The organism is Roseateles sp. (assembly GCF_049240545.1).
GTDB lineage: Bacteria > Pseudomonadota > Gammaproteobacteria > Burkholderiales > Burkholderiaceae_C > Paucibacter_A.
Window position 1 is genome coordinate 18,435 of record NZ_JBMLSK010000165.1, and the last position, 20,683, is coordinate 39,117.

Annotated in this window: 19 protein-coding genes; 10 read left to right on the forward strand and 9 right to left on the reverse strand. The window is 64.7% G+C overall.

Features of this window, described 5'->3' with window-relative positions; all coding sequences use genetic code 11:
- Positions 1-7: 7 nt before the first annotated feature.
- The 3 genes from trhA to ACOVRJ_RS10630 form a co-directional block, all read right to left on the reverse strand.
- Positions 8-646 (reverse strand): PAQR family membrane homeostasis protein TrhA, encoded by a 639-nt coding sequence (gene trhA / locus ACOVRJ_RS10620; RefSeq protein ID WP_422043820.1) that lies wholly within the window; start codon positions 644-646, stop codon positions 8-10.
- An 86-nt stretch (positions 647-732) separates the two neighbouring features.
- Complete coding sequence (locus ACOVRJ_RS10625; RefSeq protein ID WP_422043821.1) at positions 733-2,424, reverse strand: alkaline phosphatase family protein; 1,692 nt, start codon at positions 2,422-2,424, stop codon at positions 733-735.
- Positions 2,425-2,507: 83 nt separating this feature from the next.
- A complete protein-coding gene (locus tag ACOVRJ_RS10630) occupies positions 2,508-3,191 on the reverse strand; it encodes a diguanylate cyclase domain-containing protein (RefSeq protein ID WP_422043822.1) in 684 nt (227 codons plus the stop codon).
- Between the two features lie 267 nt (positions 3,192-3,458).
- On the opposite strand from ACOVRJ_RS10630, the gene ACOVRJ_RS10635 reads away from it, so the two are divergent.
- From ACOVRJ_RS10635 to ACOVRJ_RS10660, 6 genes are all read left to right on the forward strand, one after another.
- The gene (locus ACOVRJ_RS10635) at positions 3,459-4,037 is read left to right on the forward strand and encodes an ECF-type sigma factor (RefSeq protein ID WP_422043823.1); all 579 of its coding nucleotides are present in this window, start codon (positions 3,459-3,461) and stop codon (positions 4,035-4,037) included.
- A gap of 10 nt (positions 4,038-4,047) precedes the next feature.
- On the forward strand, positions 4,048-6,909 hold the full coding sequence (locus tag ACOVRJ_RS10640; protein ID WP_422043824.1) for a protein kinase domain-containing protein: 2,862 nt from the start codon (positions 4,048-4,050) through the stop codon (positions 6,907-6,909).
- Positions 6,906-7,256, forward strand: coding sequence for a hypothetical protein (locus ACOVRJ_RS10645; protein ID WP_422043825.1), 351 nt, complete (start codon positions 6,906-6,908; stop codon positions 7,254-7,256). The genes ACOVRJ_RS10640 and ACOVRJ_RS10645 overlap by 4 nt, the downstream gene beginning before the upstream one ends.
- Before the next feature lie 153 nt (positions 7,257-7,409).
- On the forward strand, positions 7,410-8,156 hold the full coding sequence (locus tag ACOVRJ_RS10650) for a PEP-CTERM sorting domain-containing protein (protein WP_422043826.1): 747 nt from the start codon (positions 7,410-7,412) through the stop codon (positions 8,154-8,156).
- 82 nt (positions 8,157-8,238) lie between these two features.
- Positions 8,239-9,114: an ion transporter gene (locus ACOVRJ_RS10655; RefSeq protein ID WP_422043827.1), complete on the forward strand. Its 876-nt coding sequence runs from the start codon at positions 8,239-8,241 to the stop codon at positions 9,112-9,114.
- A gap of 53 nt (positions 9,115-9,167) precedes the next feature.
- Positions 9,168-10,559, forward strand: coding sequence for a TAXI family TRAP transporter solute-binding subunit (locus tag ACOVRJ_RS10660; protein ID WP_422043828.1), 1,392 nt, complete (start codon positions 9,168-9,170; stop codon positions 10,557-10,559).
- Here ACOVRJ_RS10660 and ACOVRJ_RS10665 read toward each other — a convergent pair.
- Positions 10,556-11,950 carry an amidohydrolase family protein gene (locus tag ACOVRJ_RS10665; protein WP_422043829.1) on the reverse strand — a complete coding sequence of 465 codons (1,395 nt, stop codon included), beginning with the start codon at positions 11,948-11,950 and terminating at the stop codon, positions 10,556-10,558. The two genes, ACOVRJ_RS10660 and ACOVRJ_RS10665, sit on opposite strands and share 4 nt — an antisense overlap.
- A 181-nt stretch (positions 11,951-12,131) precedes the next feature.
- Here ACOVRJ_RS10665 and ACOVRJ_RS10670 point away from each other — a divergent pair, with 181 nt between their 5' ends.
- Both ACOVRJ_RS10670 and ACOVRJ_RS10675 read left to right on the forward strand, forming a co-directional pair.
- Positions 12,132-13,175, forward strand: a complete 1,044-nt coding sequence (locus ACOVRJ_RS10670; RefSeq protein ID WP_422043830.1) for an ABC transporter substrate-binding protein — start codon at positions 12,132-12,134, stop codon at positions 13,173-13,175.
- An 8-nt stretch (positions 13,176-13,183) separates the two neighbouring features.
- Positions 13,184-14,842 (forward strand): diguanylate cyclase domain-containing protein, encoded by a 1,659-nt coding sequence (locus tag ACOVRJ_RS10675; RefSeq protein ID WP_422043831.1) that lies wholly within the window; start codon positions 13,184-13,186, stop codon positions 14,840-14,842.
- Positions 14,843-14,881: 39 nt separating this feature from the next.
- Here ACOVRJ_RS10675 and ACOVRJ_RS10680 read toward each other — a convergent pair whose 3' ends face one another.
- The 3 genes from ACOVRJ_RS10680 to ACOVRJ_RS10690 are packed head-to-tail and all read right to left on the reverse strand — an operon-like array spanning position 14,882 to position 16,939.
- Positions 14,882-15,481, reverse strand: coding sequence for an NAD(P)H-dependent oxidoreductase (locus ACOVRJ_RS10680; protein WP_422043832.1), 600 nt, complete (start codon positions 15,479-15,481; stop codon positions 14,882-14,884).
- A 58-nt stretch (positions 15,482-15,539) separates the two neighbouring features.
- Complete coding sequence (locus ACOVRJ_RS10685; protein WP_422043833.1) at positions 15,540-15,959, reverse strand: MerR family transcriptional regulator; 420 nt, start codon at positions 15,957-15,959, stop codon at positions 15,540-15,542.
- Positions 15,956-16,939 (reverse strand): RDD family protein, encoded by a 984-nt coding sequence (locus tag ACOVRJ_RS10690; protein ID WP_422043834.1) that lies wholly within the window; start codon positions 16,937-16,939, stop codon positions 15,956-15,958. The genes ACOVRJ_RS10685 and ACOVRJ_RS10690 overlap by 4 nt, the downstream gene beginning before the upstream one ends.
- A gap of 119 nt (positions 16,940-17,058) precedes the next feature.
- Between ACOVRJ_RS10690 and ACOVRJ_RS10695 the strand changes: the two genes are divergently transcribed.
- Entirely contained in the window at positions 17,059-18,066 is a 1,008-nt protein-coding gene (locus tag ACOVRJ_RS10695) for an NAD-dependent epimerase/dehydratase family protein (RefSeq protein ID WP_422043835.1), read from the forward strand.
- 119 nt (positions 18,067-18,185) lie between these two features.
- Positions 18,186-19,268: a patatin-like phospholipase family protein gene (locus tag ACOVRJ_RS10700; protein WP_422043836.1), complete on the forward strand. Its 1,083-nt coding sequence runs from the start codon at positions 18,186-18,188 to the stop codon at positions 19,266-19,268.
- Between the two features lie 20 nt (positions 19,269-19,288).
- On the opposite strand, the gene ACOVRJ_RS10705 is transcribed toward ACOVRJ_RS10700, so the two are convergent.
- Positions 19,289-20,131, reverse strand: a complete 843-nt coding sequence (locus ACOVRJ_RS10705) for a hypothetical protein (protein WP_422043837.1) — start codon at positions 20,129-20,131, stop codon at positions 19,289-19,291.
- A 140-nt stretch (positions 20,132-20,271) separates the two neighbouring features.
- Entirely contained in the window at positions 20,272-20,628 is a 357-nt protein-coding gene (locus tag ACOVRJ_RS10710) for a hypothetical protein (protein ID WP_422043838.1), read from the reverse strand.
- Positions 20,629-20,683: the final 55 nt, after the last annotated feature.

The following is a 20,683-nucleotide window of genomic DNA, read 5'->3' on the forward strand; positions in this document are numbered from 1 at the left end:
AGATGCCTCAGAAGGCGTAGCCCAGCACCGCCACAAAATGGCAAGCGCTGCCGGCCAAGACAAACAGATGCCAGACAAAGTGGGCGTAGCGCACCCGATGATCCAGCAAGAAAACCGCCGCGCCAACGGTGTAGGCCACGCCGCCCGCCAACAACCAAGCCAAGCCGGCCGAAGGCATGCGCCCAACCAAGGGGCCCAGCGCGATGATGACCAGCCAACCCATGGCCACGTAAAGCCCGGTGGACCAGATCGGATGGCGCAGGCGATTGAAGAGCTTGGCCGTCACGCCGGCGATGGCCATGGTCCAGACCAGCCCAAACAGCATCCAGCCCCAGCCGCCCTGCAGCACGCCCAAGGCAAAGGGCGTGTAGCTGCCGGCGATGAACAAATAGATGGCGGCGTGATCGAGCCGGTTCATCCACAGCTTGGCGCGCCCCTCGGGCAGCGCGTGATAAAGCGTCGACACCAGATACAGCAGCATCATCGTCGCCGAAAACACCGCGGCCGCAACGACATTGCGAACCTGCCCCTGCTGCGCAGCGGTGTAGGTCAATATCGGCAGCGAAGCGACAGCCAGCAAGAAACCCAGCCCATGGCTGATGGCATTGGCGATTTCCTCGCCCAGGGTTTGCTCTCGAGATGTCATGCGCCGGATTGTGCGCTCGGCAATGCGGCGCTTGGATGACAGCCGCCCCGGACCGCGCGCATCCCGTCAGATCAAGCCCAGACCGCTCAGGGAGCCTTGGGCCACGGCAGGGGTGTGCCCTGAGATTGAGCCGGCGCCCGGACCCTCAGCATCTGCGCCAGCGAAGGCGCAATGTCCACAACCTCCACGGCCTGCTTCACCTCGCCGCGCCCCACCCACTGCGGGCCCCAGGCCAAGATCGGCACATGGGTGTCATAGGCGTGCGGCGTGCCGTGCGAGCTGCCACCCGCCCGCGAACTGAACAGCCAGTTCGGCTTGATGACGAACTGCACCGGCGCCGACACCTCCGGATGCCAAGCCTTGCGCGCCGATTTCAGGAAGGGCGTGCTCTCATCGCGGCTGCGCAACTGATCGGGCGTGAAAACGGCAATCACCCCGTTCACCTGCAGCATCAAACGCTTGGCCTCGGCGTACACCTCGGCCGGCTGCAAGCCGCGCGCGGCGATCAACTGGTGGTCGAACAAAACGCCCGCTGCCGAGAAGCCCCTCACCCAGCGGCCCTCACCGAACTTCTTCACCAAGCCCTCGTTGACCGTGGCTTGCAGCAGCGCCGGGTTCAGCAAATCGGCGTCGCGGCCTTGCGTCTTGGCCCAGGCCGGCGAGTCAGCGAAACCGTGGTCGGCGGTCAGCACGGCCACATAGTTGCCCGCGCCCACCTTCTCATCCAAGTACTTGAAAAAGCCCTGCAGATAACGGTCCAGATGCAGGAAATGGTCATGCGAGAGGCGCGACTCCGGCCCAAAAGCATGGTTGACGTAATCGTGGCTGGACAGGCTGACCGCGAGGATGTCGGTCTTGGCATCGGCGCCCAGCTGCTCGCCCTCAATAGCGGCGCGCGCAAAGGCCAGCGTCAGCTCATCGCCAAAGGGCGAGGGCAAGATATTGCCGTAAAAGCGCGGGCCGGGGCCGTCCATCTTGTCGCCCAACACGGCCGGCAGCTTGTTGCCATTGCCCGCATTGCTCTGCCAGGGCTGACCATCCGGCACCGAGCGGGCATAAGCCGCCTCAGGCAGCAGCGGCGCCCAGGTCTTGCCAAAGAAGGCATCGGCCGGCTTGGCCGCATTGAAGGCCTTCACCCACTGCGGGTGGCTGGCCATGTAATAGGTGCTGGAGGCGAACTGGCCGTCCTCGCTCATATACATATAGGCCGTGCCCTTGTGGCCGGCCGGCAGAATCGCGCCGCGGTCCTTGCCCGAGATGCCAATCACCTTGGACTCTGGCTGCACGCCGCGCAAGACATCACCCACCGTTTCGGCGCGCAGATTGCGCGGGCTGGTGCCGGCCAGCGGCTCGGTTTTGCGGTCGATGTACTGGTAGGCGGTGTCGCCGGTGTTGTAGACCGGATCGAAGCTCTTGGCATCGCGCCACTCATTGCTGATGATGCCGCTGCGCTCGGGGTAGGCGCCGGTCAACATGGTCGCGTGGCCGGCGGCGGTGACCGTGTGGCCGTGGCCGTAATGGGCGTTGGCAAACCAGGCGCCGCGCTCCAAGAAGCGCTTGAAGCCATCTGGCTGCAGCTGGTCGCGGTAGCTCAAGACCTGGCGCATCGGCAGGCCGTCCACCACCAAGAAGACGACCAGCTTGGGCACCGGCGCCGCCGTGGCCGCAGCGTTCGACTCGGCGGGCGACTTCGCAAGCGGCGCCGCCGTGGTGCCGCAGGCCGTCAAAGCGACCACACACAGGCTCAGCAGCGCAAAAGGGACAAGAGACTTCTTCATATTGGGCATCGAATCAAACGAGGCCCAAGCTTATTCGATCCCCTCAGCCGCGAGCGCGGCGAGAACGGCGAGAGCGCCACAACTCAGAAGACGGGACGCCCCCGCAAGCCCAGGACATTCGAGCCCGACGATGCGGGCGGCGGCAATGGCAGATCCAGGCCGCGGCGCGTCTCGGCCCCGGGCCAGCGCGCATCGGCAGCGCCGGAATGCAATGCCGCCTCGGCGGTCTGAATCATCTCAGTGGCGCCAACGCGCGGGCATTCACACTTGGCCGAGCCCATGGACACGACCGCATGCAAGCTCATCTGATCCAGTTCATAGTGGCCCGACAAGGCCTTGTGCAGCCGCGCCTGGATGGCCAAGACATTGGCTCGCTCCACGTTCTGCAGCACCACCGCCAAGCGGCGCTCACCCACCCGAACCGTCACGTCCGCTGCGCGCACACGGCTGCGCAGCCGACCGGCCAACAGCTCGGTCAAGCGTTCGGTCAAACCATCCGTCAAGGCCAGCGCCTGCTCGCTCCCCGTGAAGGACGCGCTCAGAGGCGCGCGCACCGCCACCTCCATCAGCATCACGGCTGGCCGAGTCCCCAGGCGTCGGGCCGCACTCAGTTCCCGGCTGAGCACATGGCTCAAGCCGGCCATGTCCGCGACCCGGCCCATTTGGGCCAGCGCAGCGCGAGGCGGAGGTCCAAACGGCGCTCCCGCGTCTTGAGCCAAAGGCTTGCCGACAGGGGCTGGATAGAAAGGCAGCTTGTGATTCACCATGTCAATCGACTGGAGTTCTTGGGTTGAGCTGATCCTTTTGGATCAGGCGTTGGCGAGGAGCACAAGGTCTCGACAGCGACCCGAAACCCATGGTTTCGGCCTCCCCGCCCCCGACGCTCCCTCATGTCCTCAATAGGTAAAACGCAATCGCCTCGACAAACCCGACATCGCAAGCAAAAAATAATTCCCCCGCTCCCCGGCTTGCCCTGTCCCGGCAGATAGAGTGATGTTTGCCTCCCCATTTTTCGGCCCCGGCCGCCCGCTTCCTTGTCGAGAAATTCGCATCAGAACAGCCGCGACATCACCCAGCTGCTGCGCGCCGCCGGCGCCGGCGATGGCGTGGCCGCTGAAAAAGTCGCCACCCTGCTGTATGAAGACCTGCAGCGCCTGGCTCGCAGCCGCATGCGCCAAAGCGGCCACCTCACCCTGCTCGACCCCACCGGCCTGGTGCACGAGTCCTGGCTGCAACTGCTGAAGGCCGGCGACCTGAGCTTTTCAGACCGCGGCCAGTTCCTCGCCTACGCTGCCCGGGTGATGCACAACATCGTCATCGACCTGGTGCGCGCCCGCGCCGCCCAGCGCCGGGGTGGTGATGCAGAGCACCTCACCCTGAACACCGCCGTGGCCGAGCTGGCGCCGCAGGGCGACGACGAAATCTTGCGCGTGCACGAAGCGCTGGAAGAACTCGCCGCCCTGGAGCCGCGCCTGGCCCAGGTGGTGGAGATGCGCTACTTCGCCGGCCTGCTGGAGTCCGAGATCGCCGAAACCTTGGGCGTGACCGAGCGCACCGTGCAGCGCGACTGGCAAAAAGCCCGGCTCTTCTTGTCCATGGCCTTGAAGACATGAGCCTCCACCCATGAGCGACGCCCGCCGCGACATCGACAAAGCCCGTTGGCCCCTGCTCAGCCCCCTGCTGGACGAACTGCTGGACCTGCCCGCAGCCCAGCGCGGCGCCCGCCTGCGCGAGCTGCATGCCCAAAGCCCCGAGGGCCCGGCCCTGGCGGCCGATCTGCAAGAACTGCTGCGCCGCCAAGACGCACTGGAAGCCGCCGACTACCTCGCCACCCCGGCCTTGCAACAGATGGAGCAGATGGAGCAGCACGCGGCCGCTGCCGCAGAAGCCGCGGTTCCCAGCAACAGCCCCGGCCAGCAAATCGGCAGCTACACGCTGGAGCGCGAAATCGGCCAGGGCGGCATGGGCACCGTCTGGCTGGCGCGCCGCACCGACGGGCGCTTTGACGGCCTGGTCGCCATCAAGTTCCTCAACGCCGGCCTCTTGGGCCATGGCGACGCTGGCCGCTTCACCCGCGAAGGCCAGATCCTCGGCAAGCTGGCCCATCCGCATATCGCACGCCTGCTCGACGCCGGCGTCAACACCGCGCTGGGCCCGGCCCAGGCCCAGCCCTATCTGGTGCTGGAATATGTAGACGGCCTGCCGCTGGACCGCTACTGCGATAGCCACTCGCTCAGCATCCGCGCCCGCGTGACGCTGTTCCTCGACGTGCTGGCCGCCGTGGCCCATGCCCACACCCGGCTGATCCTGCACCGCGACCTCAAGCCCTCCAACATCCTGGTCAACACCGCCGGCGAGGTGAAGCTGCTGGACTTTGGCATCGCCAAGCTGCTGCACCAGCCCGGCGAAGACGACGCGTCTGCCTCCTCCGGCGCCGCCACCGAGCTGACCCGCCAGGCCGGCCGCGCCTACACCCCGCGCTACGCCGCCCCCGAGCAGGTCGAAGGCGGCGAAGTCACCACCGCCACCGACGTCTATGCCCTGGGCGTCTTGCTCTATCTGCTGCTCAGCGGCGGGCAACACCCCACCCAGCAGCGCGACGACGAGCACACCACCCCGCTGGAGCGCCTGCGCACCGTCGTCGAAGTCGAGCCCAAAAAACTCTCAGAGCGCGCCCGCAGTGCCCGCCGCTCGGACAACGAGCAAGTCGCCGGCAGCAAAAACAGCAACAGCAATAAAGAAGCCCACGCCCGCGCCAAAGAGCTGCGCGGTGACCTCGACACCATCGTCGCCAAAACCCTCAAAAAAGCCCCCGCCGAGCGCTACGCCAACGCCGCCGAACTGGCCGAAGACCTGCGCCACTGGCTCAACCATGAGCCGATCAGCGCACGCCCCGACAGCGCCGCCTACATCCTGGCCAAGTTTGTGCGGCGGCACCGCGTCGCCGTGGCGGCCGGCAGCCTGGGTCTGTTGACATTGAGCGTCAGCATCGGCGTGGCGCTGCGCCAGGGCCAGGAGGCGCAAGCGCAACGCGCCCAGGCCGAAGGCCTGATCGAGTTCATGCTCGGCGATCTGCGCAAAAAGCTGGAGCCGGTGGGCCGGCTGGATGTGCTGGATGCGGTGGGCGAAAAGGCGTTGGGCTATTACGCCGCCCAACAAACCGACCGCCTGGACGCCGACGCGCTGGGCCAACGCGCCCGCGCGCTGCACCTGATGGGCCAGATTGCCCAGCAGCGCGGCAAGCTCGACGAAGCCAGCCGCATGTATGACGCGGCCGCCGGCAGCACCGCCGAACTGCTGCAGCGCGCACCCAAAGACGGCCAGCGCATTTATGACCATGCGCAAAGCGTGTTCTGGGTCGGCGATGCCGCCAGGCGGCAGGGCCAGGCGGAGCAGGCCGAAAAGCAGTTCAAGCGCTACCTGGAATTGGCCGAGCAGCTGGGGCCGCTGGCGGCGGGCAAGCCTGATTGGCAGGCCGAGCGGGCGCATGCGAGGGGCAACCTGGGTATCTTGCAGCTGCAGGCCGGTCAGGCTCAGACGGCATTGCAAAACTTCCAAGAGGCTTTGCTTGTCTATGAGGCCCTGGCCAAGACGCAAACCGATTTGCGGGGGAACCAGATTTCGACACTGGGCTGGATCTCCCGGGCGCATCAATACCTGGGAAGCTACGCCGAAGCCCTTGCGGCCGACCAGAGCAAGCTGGCGGTGCTGAGCGGCATTCCCAACCGCGATCAAGACCACAAGTTGCAGGACCAAGAGGCCAACACTCATCATGACGTCAGCCGCTCGCTGTTCTTCATGGGGAACAACGACGCTGCCCAGCAGGAATCCGAGAAGGCGGTCGCGCAATTCGAACTGCTGAGTGCGGCAGACAGGAGCAATCTTGAGGCCTTGGAAAAACTCTGCTCCTTGCGCTTAGGCTTGGCCGAAATCCGCCTGGCCCGTGGTGGGCAAGACCTGACCCCCTTGCTGAACCAGCTCAAGACCGATATTGCGCTCTTGCTGGCCACCGACGCCAAGCAGATGAAGTGGCAAGGCAATCTGCGAGGTCGCCTGCTGTGGCTTCGAGCGCAGATCGAACGCAGCGAAGCACAAGTCCACGCGCTGAGCGCCGAGATGACCAGTTACTTGGCCGATATGCAGGCACGCGCTCAAGCCGGCACGCGCATCAACAAAGAACAGCGCCTGATACTGGCCCGAGTCGAGCTGAGCTTGGGTGAGCTTTTGGGCAATAGCGAAATCACCGCAGCCCAGTTGCATTGGCAAGCGGCCGTCGAACGCTTGCGTGCAGATGTCACAAAATCAGATGCGCCGGCGCTGGCCGTGAGCGCATTGGCCCATTTCCGCTTGAATGCAATTGAAGAAGCGCGCCGATTGGCCGAAAAGCTGGAGGCCTCCAGCTATCGGCACCCGGACTACCTCCAGCTCCGAGCGCTGCTGCAAAAGGCACCAACTTCTTCAGCTCCGCCAACAGGGAAACCATGACAACACCTAGCGACAAACCGGTCTACACCTTCACCGTCCACGTCAGCGACGCCACCGACCCGCCCACGGTGACCACCGTCCCCGCCGCAATCACCGTCAGCACCAGCAACGGCCTGATCGAATTTGATCTGGCCACGCCGGGCTATAGCTTCGAACCCGTGGCGCCCATCGTCTTCAGCGAGCCGACGACCGACTTCCCCGACCTGTGGCCGGTCAGCGCGACCCAGGTCTTTATGCGCGACCGTTGCTCCAAGGCAGCCACGCTGAACTTCACCATCCATGTGCTGGAAGACGGCAGCGGCCGTCGCCTGAGCCATGATCCGCTCATCATCAACGATCCGGATTGATTTGGGTCCGCTGAGCTGACTTGCCGGGCTGCGATACTGCGCGCGCCGAACAAGCGCAAGCCTTGTGGTTTTTTTGCTTCGCGTTTTGAGTTCGGTCATCCATAGCAAAGCGAGCATGCACGCACGCAAGCTCACAGACTGGCAGCAGACCGCATGAAGCAACTCGCCCTCCTCCGCCCAGCCGCGCTGGCCCTCAGCACTGTTTTGATGAGCGCCGCGCCCGGCTGGGCCAGCGCCGCCGAGCTGTACAACAACGGCCCGGTGGTGGACGCGAACGGCTTGTCGATCAGGGCCGCCAAGGCCGCGACCTTCAGCTTCAGCTCGAAATCCGCATCCAAGAACGCACTGGCCGAGGACTTCACCGTCACAGGCGCGGGCTGGCTGATCAGCAGCATCGATTTCTTTGCGCTGCAGAACAACGCCGCAAGCTTCACACTGAAGGACGTCAGCTGGAGCATCCTGGCCGACGACGCCAACAATGGCCCGGTCGTGGCCAGCGGCATCACCGCGCTGAGCAACGGCGGCCTGCTCGGCTACCGGGTCACCGAGAGCAACTTGACCGACAAAACCCGGCCGATTTACCGCGCCAGCGCCGACATCGCCGATGTGAGCCTGAGCGCTGGCCACTACTGGTTGCGTTGGAGCATGACAGGCTCGCTCATCTCCGGCCCTTGGACGGCGCCCACCTCGGACGCCCGCGTCGGCAATGCCATGTATTCGGCGGCCGGCAGCAGCTTCGCCGCCATCCTGGATGCCGGCAGCCAAGTCGGCGTGGAACTGCCTTTTGTGCTCAACGGGGAGATGTTGGCCGCCGTGCCCGAACCGTCAAGCGCAGCCTTGGCGCTGCTCGGCGGCCTGGGCTTGGCCTGGCGCCAGCGCCGCCAAACGCAGATGCGCTGAATACCTTAGCGCCCCGACTTGGCGCTGAGCCGACGGCCACCCAAGTCCCTGGAGGCCGCTGGCGCTCGGTTACGCTTGCGGCATGAATAGCGCAAGTACACAGCCTCCCGAGTTTGGCAAACCGCTGCAAGGCTGGCGGCTGAAGGCCTACACCATCATTTTTGAAGCCGACACCCGCGCCGGGCGTAACTTCGATCTTGCGCTGATCGCTGCCGTGCTGCTGAGCCTGGTGCTGGTGATGCTGGAGAGCGTGGCGAGCTTCCGCGAATCGCACAAAGCGTGGCTGAGCTGGGCCGAAATTGCCTTCACCGCACTGTTCACCGTGGAGTACCTGCTGCGCTTGGCCTGCGTGCGCCACCCCTGGCGCTACGCCACCAGCTTCTTTGGCGTGGTGGACTTGCTGGCGGTGCTGCCGATCTATCTGGCCTTCTTCTTCCCGGAGCTGTATGCGCTGGTGGACATTCGGGTGCTGCGCCTGCTGCGGGTGTTCCGCATCTTGAAGCTGCAGGGCTATATCAACGCCTATATGAGCCTGGGGCGCGCGCTGAAGGCCAGCGCCAAGAAGATTCTGGTGTTCTTGTCAGCGGTGCTGATGATTGTTTTGATCATGGGCACCATCATGTATGTGGTGGAGGGGCCTGAGCATGGCTTCACCAGCATCCCGGTCAGCGTGTACTGGGCCATCACCACCGTCACCACGGTGGGCTTTGGCGACATCACCCCCAAGACCGACCTGGGCCGCGCCATCGCCTCGTTGATGATGCTCTTGGGCTGGGGCGTGCTGGCCGTGCCCACCGGCATCATGACGGCCGAGATGGCCGCGCAACGCATGGGCGATGAGCGGGCCGTCACCCCCACCACCCGCACCTGCCATGCCTGCCTGCGCGAAGGCCTGCAGGCCGACTCGCACTTTTGCCGCCATTGCGGCGCGCCGCTGCCGGAGTATCAAAGAGATTGAGCAAAGGGACTGACCCGATGCGGGTGGGCACTGGGCCTCGCTAGACTCAGCCCATGTCTGCCTCCCGTTCCCTGACCCGTAGTTTTCGCGACGGCCCGCGTGCCCTGCTCTGGCTGGGCCTGGTTTTGAGCTTGGGCCTGGCGGCCTACTTTGTCGTCAAGCATTTCAGCCCGGCGCCGCCCAAGTCCCTGGTCATGGTGACGGGCAGCCCCGACGGGGCTTATCACCAGTTCGGCCTCAAGTACCAGGCGCTGCTCAAGCTCAATGGCATCACGCTGACGCTGCAGCCCAGCAGCGGCTCGGTGGAAAACCTGGCGCAGCTGAACGCGGCCCAAGCCGATGTGGGCTTTGTGCAAGGCGGCCTGGGGCCCATGGCCATCGCCGCGCACAGCCAGCTGCCGGACTTTGAAGCGCTGGAGGACGATGAGCAGCCCAACACCCCGCTGCGCTCGCTGGCCACGGTGGCGCATGAGCCGGTGTGGATCTTCTCGCGCACGCTGCGGCTCTCGGACGGTTTGGGCCCGCTGAAAGGCCAGCGCGTGGCCGTGGGCGTGGCCGGCAGCGGCAACGAGAAGGTGGCGCTGGAGTTGCTGAGCAGCTATGGCGTGACCGATCATCGCCACCGCCCGCTTGAGGGCACGGTGCTGGTGGCCGAGGGCGGCATGGCGGCGGTGGACGCTTTGCTGGCGGACCAAATCGACGCCTTGATCTTGGTGGCCTCGGTGCAGTCGCCGGTGGTGCAAAAGCTCTTGGCCTCGGACGGGCTGCGCCTGGCCTCGCTGCACCAGGCCGAGGGGCTGGCGCGGCGGCTGCCCTACTTTGAAACCGTGGTGCTCAAGCGCGGCTCGGTCAGCCCCTTGCTGGACCGGCCCAACAAAGACATCACCTTGCTGGCCACCACCACCAACTTGGTGATTCAAGAAGACCTGCACCCGGCCCTGGCCTATTTGCTGCTGGAGGCGGCGCGCCAAACCCACCGCATGCCCAGCTTGCTGGCGCGGCCGGGTGAGTTCCCGAACCCGCAAGGCACCGACTTCCCGCTGGCCGAGGAGTCGGCGCGTTACTTCAAAAACGGCCGGCCGTTTCTGCAGACCTATCTGCCCTTTTGGATGGCGAATCTGGTGCAGCGAACGGTCTTGATGGTGCTGCCGGTGTTGGCCTTGCTGCTGCCGCTGATTCGCCTGCTGCCTTGGCTGCGCACGTGGCGGCAGAGCCGGCGCATCTATCGCCATTACGGCGAGCTGAAGTTTCTGGAGCAAGACCTGCTGAGCCACCAGCTCAGCCCGGAGGAGCGGGCCCAGGCCCGCGAGAGCCTGGACCGCATTGAAGCCGATGTGCTGGGCACCCGCTTCCCGATTGACTTCACCGACCGGGTCTACACCTTGCGCCAGCATGTGGAGCTGGTGCGGCGCAAACTGGATCGACCCGGCTCGATTGAACCTTAGCGCAGCGTGTTCTTGTAAACCTTGCCGTCTTTCATGATGACGAGAAAGTTCTTGGCGGCATCGGCCACCAGCTCGATATGGGCAATCGGGTCACCGTCCACCAAGATCAGGTCGGCCAATGCACCTTCTTGCACCACGCCCAGCTTGCCGGGGTAAGGGCTGCGCGGGCCGCTGAGCGCCAGCAACTCGGCGTTGCCGCTGGTGGCCATCTTCAAGACCTCCACCGGGCTGTACCAGCGCACCATCTGCGCGAGCTTTTGGCCCTGCTGGGCGGCGACCTTGGCGTCGAACAAGGTGTCGGTGCCCCAGGCGGTTTTGATCTTGTACTTCTTCGCCAGAGCGTAGGCAGCGTCGGTGCCGCTCATCATTTGCTTTTGCTTGATGCGGTTGGGCGAGCCTTCGGCAAACGCGGATTTGCCGTCATCGATGAAGGGCTGCAAGCTCCACCACACGCCTTTTTCGGCCATCAGCTTGGCGGTGGGCTCGTCCAGCAGCTGGCCATGGTCGATGCACTTGACGCCGGCTTCAATCGCTTGGCGCACCGCGCGCGGGGTGTAGGCATGGACAGTCACATAAGTGCCCCAGTTCTCGGCGGCCTCAACACCGGCGCGCAGCTCGGCGGTGGTGTACTGGGTCACGTCCAGCGGGTCGTAGTTGGAGGACACGCCGCCACCGGCCATCAACTTGATCTGCGAAGCGCCCAGGGCCAGTTGCTCGCGGGCGCGTTGGCGCACCATGTCCGGGCTGTCGGCAATGGCCGCAGCCCCCACGCGCTCGCTGTGCGTGAAGTCGCCCGGACGGGCCGGCATGTCATTGGGCAGGCGGAAATCGCCATGGCCGCCGGTCTGCGAGATGAAGGCGCCCGAAGACCAGATGCGCGGCCCAGTCGCCAGGCCCAGGTCGATGCCCTTCTTCAAGCCCAGCGAGGGGCCGCCCAGGTCGCGGATGCTGGTGAAGCCGCGCATCAAGGTGTTGTGCGCTTCCTTGACGGCCGCCACATTCACAAAGCCGACATCCGAGGTCAGGATGGCCACTTGCGGCAGGCTGGAGAACATGATGTGGGTGTGGGCGTCGATCAGGCCGGGCATCAGCGTGCGGCCGGCGCCTGCGACCTTGAGCAGATTCACATCGGCAGGCGTGGCAATCGGCGTGCGGGAAATGGCTTGGATCTGATTGCCCACCACCAAGACATGCGAGGGCGCAGACAAGTGATCGGCCGTGCCATTGAAGATGCGCACGTTCTCAAACAAGACGGCGCTGGGCTTGGCTGCAGCAGGCGCGGCAACCGGCTCGGCCGCAGGCTCAGCATGCGCCATGGCGGCAGGCAGGCCTTGGGCCAAGAGACAGGCGGCCAACAAAGTCCGAATCACGGGGCGACGACGCAGCTGCATGGGAAACCTTTGGCGGAATGGAAGCGCGAACGATTCTGCCCCATAACCGTGCAAATTGGCGTCATGCCAGAGCACCCCGCCCCGCGAAGCCCGTGGCCAAGGCCCGACAAGCTGATTCAGCCCCAAACAGCGCTTCATGCCAGAATCAAAAGTGAGGGTGTTAAAAATCAGGGACGAGATGATGGATCGCGATCAAACCCAGAGGCCAATTGCCGGGTCGGCGCCGCAGCGCCGGGCTCAAGGCTTGCGTGCGCCGAAAAGCTCAGGACTGGCCCTGCTGATCGCACTGAGCTGGGCGGTTTGCGCGCCACAGGCAAGCGCCGCCGAAACCTTGCGTCTGGCCGTCTCGGCCACGCCGCTGAGCCTGCCGATTTTTGTCGCCGACAAGCTGAATTACTTTGCCGACGAAGGCTTGAAGCTGCAGTTGCAAGAAATGGTGGGCGGGCACCGCGCCATGCAGGCGCTATTGGACGGACAGGCCGATTTGGCCACCGCCTCGGAAACGGTGCTGGTTTTCAACAGTTTCAAGTCACGGCAGTTTGCGGTGCTGGGCGGCTTCGCCAGCAGCAACAAGGACAGCAAGCTGATCGTGCGGGCCGGCGCCGGCATCGCCCAGTGGCAGGACATGCCCGGCAAGCGCATTGGCACGGTGCAGGCCGCAGCCAGCCATTACTGGCTCGACACCTCGCTCTTGGCCGCCGGCCTGGACCCACGGGCGCTGAAGGTGCAGCATGCCCAGCCAGAGCATATGGCCGAGCTGCTCAAGCGCGGCGATCTCGACGCCGTGGCCGCCTGGGAGCCCTACCCCTTCAAGATTCTGCAAACGGTGCCGGGTAGCCGGGTGCTGCCCAGCAGCATCAGCTACCGACTCAGCTTCAATCTGGTGGCAGGCCAGGCGCTGATCGGCACCAGGGACGAGGAGTTGGCACGCCTGCTGCGGGCGTTGGAACGGGCCGAGCGCTTCATCGCCGACAAGCCCGCCCAGGCCCAGGCCCTGCTGCGCGAGCGGCTCAAGCTCGACCAAGGCTTCATCGACTGGGTTTGGCCCAGCTATCAGTACCGGCTCAGCCTCGACCAGGCGCTGCTGGCCTCGCTGGAAGCGCAGGCACGCTGGGCCCAGCGGGAAGGCCATGTGACCGGCGAGCGGCCGCTCAACTACCTGAGCTTGATCTATTCCAAACCGCTGCGGCAGGTCGCGCCCGCCGCGGTGAGCCTGATCGAATAGGGCCCGCCATGCGCCTGCGTACCGCACTGGTCGGCTTTGTTTCTTCAGCACTGCTGCTGACGCTGGGCCTGGCGCTCAGTCTGGCGTATCTGGCGCGCCAATCTCACGCCATGCGTCAGCTGGAGAGCGAAGCGCATCTTGCCGTTACCCAGATCAGCGAGCTGCTGGTACTGACCCATGAGTTCGGTCTGCACGGCGAGCCACGCACGGTGCAGCAATGGCAGGCCTTGCACGGCAAGATCAGCCAGGCCTTGGCGGCCACGGCCAATTCACGCCTGCCCGCGCCGGTTGAAGCCTCCGCCGGCGTGGCGCAGCTGGGCGAGACCTTTGCCTTGTTGGCGAAGGCCGAAGCGCTGAAGGCCGCTACCGAGGCGCCCGCACCGCAAGCCTTGCAAGCCCGCCGCAATGCGCTGCTCTTGAGTCAGTTGCTGGCTGATTCGCGCGCCGTGACCGAATCGGTGCAGCGCTGGAGCCTGGCCGCCGATCAGCAGCGCCAACACCTGGACGGTCTGACCACACGACTGTCCATCGCCATCCCGGTGCTGATGCTGCTGCTGTTTGGCGCGCTGGCGGTACTCTTGTTCAAGCGGGTGCTGGACCCGCTGCGGCGCCTGAACCTGGCGGTGGAGGCCATTTCCAAGGGCGACCTGAGCGTGCGCAGCGCCACCGCCACCGATGACGAGTTCGGCGAGTTGTCGCGTCACTTCGACGCGATGGCGGTGGACCTGGTCAGCGACTTGCGCCACGAAGTGAAAGAGCGCCAACAGGCCGAGGCGCAGCTGCGGCTGGCCGCCAGCGTGTTCAGCCATGCGCGTGAGGGCATCATGATCACTGCCGCCGACGGCGCCATCATCGACGTCAACGCCACCTTCAGCGAGATCACCGGCTTCACGCGTGAGGAGGTGCTGGGGCAGAACCCGCGCCTGCTCAAGTCGGGGCGTCACGATGAGGCCTTCTACCGGGCCCTCTGGACCCGCCTGCTCGAGAAAGACTATTGGACCGGGGAGATCTGGAACCGCCGCAAATCGGGCGAGATCTATGCCGAGATGCAAACCATCAGCGCCATCCGCGATGAAGCGGGCCGCATCACCCAGTTCGTCTCGCTGTTCTCCGACATCACGACGCTGAAAGACCATGAGCTGCGCTTGCGCACCTTGGCCTATCACGATGCCTTGACGGGCTTGCCCAACCGCGTCTTGCTGCAAGACCGCCTGCAGCAGGCCATGGCCCAGGCCAAGCGACGTGGCAACCATCTGGCGCTGGCCTTTGTGGATCTGGACGCCTTCAAAGCCATCAATGACCAATACGGCCATGCCGCGGGCGACGCGCTGCTGGTGGGCGTGGCCCAGCACATCAAACAGGTGCTGCGCGAGGGCGATACCTTTGCCCGCTTGGGCGGCGACGAGTTCATCGTGCTGCTGGCGGATTTGCCCAGCGAGGCGGCTTGCGAGCCCTTGCTGGAGCGCGTTCTCGAGGCGGCCAGCCTGCCGGTGACCTGGAAGGGCCTGCGCTTGCAGGTATCCGCCAGTCTCGGTGTGGCCTGCTATCCCGGCGAACGAGAGCTGGACCCGACCCAGCTCTTGCAGCAGGCCGACCATGCCATGTACCGCGCCAAGCAAGAGGGACGCAATCGCTTTGAGATGAGCGGGCCCGGCGATCTGGACTGAGGAGGCCAAGGCCGCCCGATCAAGCCGAACCCGCCCGGCTCATCGGGCGTCGGCCCCAAGCCGAGCAACAGTCGCCAGCCAACGCTCCCTTTGGGCCGGCTGGCTGGACAAGACCGGCCCAAACTCGCTGATGCGCACCGGCTGGATGCCACAGAACTCCAGCACGGTGCGGCGCATCATGTGGTGCGCTGGGGAGCGCTGAAACCAGCGAAAGTACCAGGGCGGCGTGTCCATGCAGACCAGCAGCCGCGCGCTGCGGCCCTTCAAGAGCTTCTCGGGGATGGTCTTGCCGGCGTGGTACTTGAAGGCAAAGCCGGGCAACAAGATGCGGTCCAACGCGCCCTTCAGCAGCGCCGGCACCGAACCCCACCAGACCGGATAGACCCAGACCAGATGCTCGGCCGCTTGGATGGCTTGCTGCAGACGCTGGAGGTCGGGCTCCAGCGCTTGTTCACTTTGGTAGCCCAGTTCCAAGTTGAGCTTGAACTGCAGTTCGCTCAGATGAATCAACTCGACACTGTGGCCCGCTTGCGCGGCGGCTTGGGCGTAGCGCTCGGCCAGCGCGCGGCACAGGCTGCTTGGCTTGGGGTTGCCGTTGATGATGAGAATGCGTTGGAGCTGGGACTGAGGCTGGGGCATGCAGGCCTTGTGGTCGACAAGAAAGCCTGCAGTCTGCGGTCTGCCCCATGGGGCAGAGTCAAGCCCCGGGTGTTTGTTTCCTGCGGACTTGCACCTGAGGGCAGGCGCAGGCCAGCTCATGGGCACCGGCCAAGACCGCCGCAAACGCGGCCAGATGCCCGGCCTGCGCTTGCAAGTCAGCGATTTGCTGCGCCAGGGCTTCGCGCTTTTGCTCGACGGCCTGACGCGCAAAGCCCAGGCTGACGGCTTCCACCAAAGGCCCTTGGCTAGCCAAGCTCTGCAGCTCCTTCAGCTTGAAACCAAGCTGCTGAGCCTGACGGATCAAGGCCACGGCATCCACATGCTCTTGATCAAAGACCCGGTAGCTGCCGCGCCGCCGCGCGGGGGGCAACAAGCCCAGGCTTTCATACAGACGCACCGCCTTGGGCGTGGCGCCGGTGAGGCGACAGATCTGGCCGATCAGCACCCCGTCGCTCATGGCGGGCCCTTCGGCGCCCCAAGGGCCGGCGCGGGATCGGCGGGCGCGGTGGGCGCTGCCTGATCCGCCAAGGCCACAATCGTTCGCACGGGCCGGCGGGTGTCGATCACCACGGTGTGCGCGGTCTTGTCTTGGATGGCCTGGCGGTTCGGGTCCCAGATCAGTTGCACAAAGCCGGCGAAGCCGGTGGCCATGCCGGCGGCATAACCGCCATAACGCTTGAACAGAATCAAGGGCGTCAGGCGCTTGCCGGTCAGTTCCAAAACGCGCAAACCGAGCAGACGCTTACCCAGGGTCTGGCCGGGCCACAGCGCCGGCAGCAAGGTGAAGTACAGCGCCGGCAAGATCAGAAAACCGAACTTGTCGCGCCAGTAGCGGTACTCCTCCATCAAGGCCACGCTGCGCGGCGCCTTGGCGCGCTCCAGTTCGGCCTCCAGTTGGCGGATGCGGCGCGACTGCTGATGAAGCTCGCTGTCCTCTGCGGCCAGGGCCGCGGCGACAGCAGAGGCGGCATCCGCCGGCAAGGCTGCCGAGGAGTCGGCCCCCCCGTCTTGCGTAAGGGCAAGCTCTGGCTTGGGCGCATGGCCGTTGCGCAGCTCATCAGCCATCTCCAGCAGGCCCAGCACGCCAAACATGGCCACCAACAGCCAAGCCGCCCAATGCGGCGGTCGCCCGGGCTGGGGACGACTCGCCCCTCCCGCGGCCTGCTGCTTGCGGCGCAGGCCCAAGCCCTCGCGTGAGAACAAGTCCGGTCGCCGCCAGCGCAGCCACAACCACAGGCCCAGACCGATGGCGATCACCAGCAAGACATTGAGCACTTCGTTGAGCAGCGCCAGCAAGGCCACATCAATGCCGATGGCCAAGGTGCGCTGACGCGGCGTGGCCAAGGGCAAGCCCAAGACCTCGGGGGCCAGATTCAAGTCTTCCGGGGTGACCCAGGCACGCGGGTCGTAGGGGGGCTCGGCAGGAGTCAAGCTCATGAGCAAAGTTGACACAGGGCGCTGCATCTTAGTCCGCAGCTGGCAGGCCCCATGACGAATCGCCCGCTCTTGCATTGCTGAAACAATCAAGGCCAACCCATGCCTCTAGTCGCCCGCCCATGAAAATCCTGATCCTCGGAGGCACCCAATTCCTGGGACGCCATGTCGCCGAAGCGGCGCTGGCCGCCGGCCATGAGCTGACCCTGTTCAACCGCGGCCTGCATGGCGCGTCTCTGTTCCCCGATGTCGAGCAGTTGAAGGGCGACCGCACGCAAGACCTGACCCTGCTGCGCGGGCGCCGCTGGGATGCCGTGTTTGACGCCAGCTGCTACCTGCCCAGTGCGGCCAGACGCAGCGCCGAGCTGCTGCGTGACGCGACCGAGCATTACGGCCTGATCTCGACGATCTCGGTCTTTCCCGAGATCAGCGCGGCCACCGACGAGGACTCGCCCAAGGCTCAGCTGACGGGGCAGCAGCTTGAAGACGCCGAGCAACTGAGCTTGAGCGGCGGCTCACGCTCAGGTGGCGGCTATGGCGCGGCTTATGGCGGCCTGAAGGCCTTGTGCGAGCAGGAAGTGCAGGCCGTCTTCGGCGAACGCGCCTTGATCGTGCGGCCGGGTTTCATCGTCGGCCCCTACGACTACAGCCCGCGCCTGCCCTACTGGCTGAGCCGCATGGCCGAGGGCAGCCGCGTGCTGGCTCCGGGCCGGCCCGAGCGCAGCGTGCGCCTGATCGACGCACGTGACATCGGCGACTTTTGTCTGGCGATGGCGCTGACCCGCCGTGGCGGTGTCTTCAACACCAGCGGCCCCGATGGCCAAACCATGGGTGCGCTGCTGCACGCCTGCCAACAGGCCAGCGCAAAACCAAGCCAGCTGGTCTGGCGCAGCGAAGCCGATTTGCTGGCCGCCGGGGTGCAGCCCTTCCAAGACCTGCCTTACTGGTTGCCCGAGGCGGACAACGCGATGATGGACCTGCGCAGCCGCAAGGCCGAAGCCGCCGGCTTGCACTACCGCCCGCTGCTGCAAACCCTCGCCGACACGGCCGACTGGCTGAAGACGCAAGTCGGCGCGGCGCCGCAGGGCTTGACGCGCGAGCGAGAAATCGAACTGCTGGAAGGTAAGTGAATCTGCACATGCAGCATCGCCAAGTCCAAGACTTGCCCCCGCCCTTCATGAACTGAGCAGCGGCTCGAAGGCATACTGCGGAAGGGGGCTTGACGAACAAGTCCCGGGGAGCCTTGCCCATGCCGCGAAACCCAAGCCTCAAGACCAGCCCGGCCCGCACTCAGCCAACGCCCAAAGCCATCAATCTGGCCCTGCAAGGCGGCGGCTCGCACGGCGCCTTCACCTGGGGCGTCTTGGACGCGCTGCTGGAAGACGGGCGCTTGCAGCCGCAAGCGATCAGCGCCACCAGCGCCGGCAGCCTGAATGCGGTGGCCTTGGCCGATGGCTGGCGCAAGAGGGGCGCCGATGGCGCACGCCAGGCGCTGCAAGACCTGTGGCGTGCGGTCGCCGGCGCCGGGCGGGTGCACCCGCTGCAACCCAGCTGGTTCGATGCCTTTATGCAGGGCCTGCAGCACAGTGCGCAGCATGCCGTGCCGCTGGAATGGTCGCCCGTGCATCTGTGGGCCCAGACCATGACCCAGCTGTTCTCACCCTATCAGCTCAACCCCTTGAACTTCAACCCGCTGCGCCAGATCGTGCAGGCGCAGGTGGACTTTGAAGCGCTAAGGCAGGACTCACCGATCCAGTTGTTTCTGAGCGCCACCAATGTCGAGACCGGCAAGATCCGCGTCTTCAGCGGCGCCGATGTCAGCGTGGACGCGGTGCTGGCCAGCGCCTGCCTGCCGACGCTGTTCCAGGCGGTGGAGATCGCCGGCGAGTTCTTCTGGGACGGCGGCTATATGGGCAACCCGGCGATCTTTCCGCTGATTTATGAAAAGGTCTCGGCCGATGTCTTGATCGTGCATGTGAATCCGGTGTTACGCCCCGGCGTGCCGCGCACCTCCACCGAGATTGCCAACCGCATCAACGAGATCAGTTTTAACTCTTCGCTGATGCGCGAGATGCGCGCCATCGCCTTTGTCACCAGCCTGATCGACCGCGGCAAGCTCAATCCCGAGGACGCCCGCCGCATGCGAATCCACTCGATCCGCTGCGACGAACTGATGGCCGCGCAACGGGTAGAAAGCAAGATGGACACCGCCTGGCCTTATCTGTGCAGCCTGCGCGACGCCGGCCGCCAGCAGGCGCAGGCCTGGCTGGAGGCGCATATTGCCCAAGTGGGAAAAGAGTCGTCGGTGGATATTCGGGCGGAGTTTTTGTGAGGCCTCAAGGCCGGCAAGGCTCACTGGGTCTGGATGGCTGAATAGCTGATCACCGAGCGCTGCCATTCATCCACACGCCCCACCATCAAGTACTGCGCAAAGTCTTTCAGATAAAAATACTCTTCCTTGCTCTTCTTTTTATTCTGATCTTCGGATTCACAAACCACGGAAATGGCTTCACCCGAGAGATTCGGGTTGATTTTGCTGGCGGGCGAATACTCTGCCGCAGCCTTACACACCGAGTTGTTCTTGCGCTGAATCAGCTTGGTGCCGCTGACGAATAGGCCCGAAGTCTTGATCGTATGTTCAGCCTCATATTGAAAACTGAACTCTTGCCCCGGTTGCGGCGCACAAAGGCTCGGCGTGCTGGTATCAAAACGGGTCAGGCGAAACCGATTATTGAAATCAATGCTTGACTTCACGCCCAGCGGCAAAAACATCTTGCCCATGGGAAGAACGGCCGTCGACGAGTTGTCGGTCACCGCCTGAGATTCATTCACCAGGGGTAATAGGCCGCACATCGTCAGGCCGCGCCCCATTGATTTCGCGGCGCCACTGCGAAAAACCGTGTTGGATGCCGCGCCGATCAGCCCATTGTCCAAACGCAAGAATTCAGACTTTGAATCGACATACACCTTGGAGAAATTCGTCTTGTGATCAATTTCTTCCACCAAGGTGTAGGCGAGTAAGGAATGCGCTGGAGCAATCCCTTTCACCTGCGCATCCAGCTTTTGTTGTAAATCAGCCGGGACCGAGAACTCGGCTTCTTTGTCTTGCGCCCAGGCGGGCTTGGCGCTGTGCAGGCTGGCAGCAAGGAACAGCAGGCCGAAAAGGAGTTCAGACTTCAGCAGGCGATGTTTCATGGCAAGCATTTAAATCGTTATGCCGCCAGCATAGCCAGGGCACGCCGCCCTGGCATGAGGTGAATCCAGAACACGCCTTCAAGCCCTTGCCTGGGAATGAGCGCTGCGCTCGGTGAGCTTGAGGTCAGATCTGACGCCCATCAAGCGCAGCTCGGCACCTCCGGCTTGCCGCTGGACTTCATGCATTGCTTGTAGCCGGCCGGCAGATGATTGACCTGGCGCGTTTGGCCGACGTTGAGCTTGAACTGCTCAAACACCTGGTGGGTGCAGGTGGTGGTGGGCGTGCTGCTCTCGGCACCCACGGACTCACAGCGGCTGGTATAGAGCGCGTAATTGCACTCGCCGCTCGGGCTGGCCACGCATTCAAACTTGGCCGAGCCTGGGGTCTTGACCGAGACGCTTTCGCCGTCATTGCTGGTGCTGATGTGGATGGCGCAGCCGCTGAGAGTTGCGGCCAATGCAAACGCGGCAAAGGCGCTGAGACGGGTCTTGATCATGGAAAGAGACTCCTGAAGGTTTGTGAGCAGATGCCTGCATCCTAGGAAAGCCCGC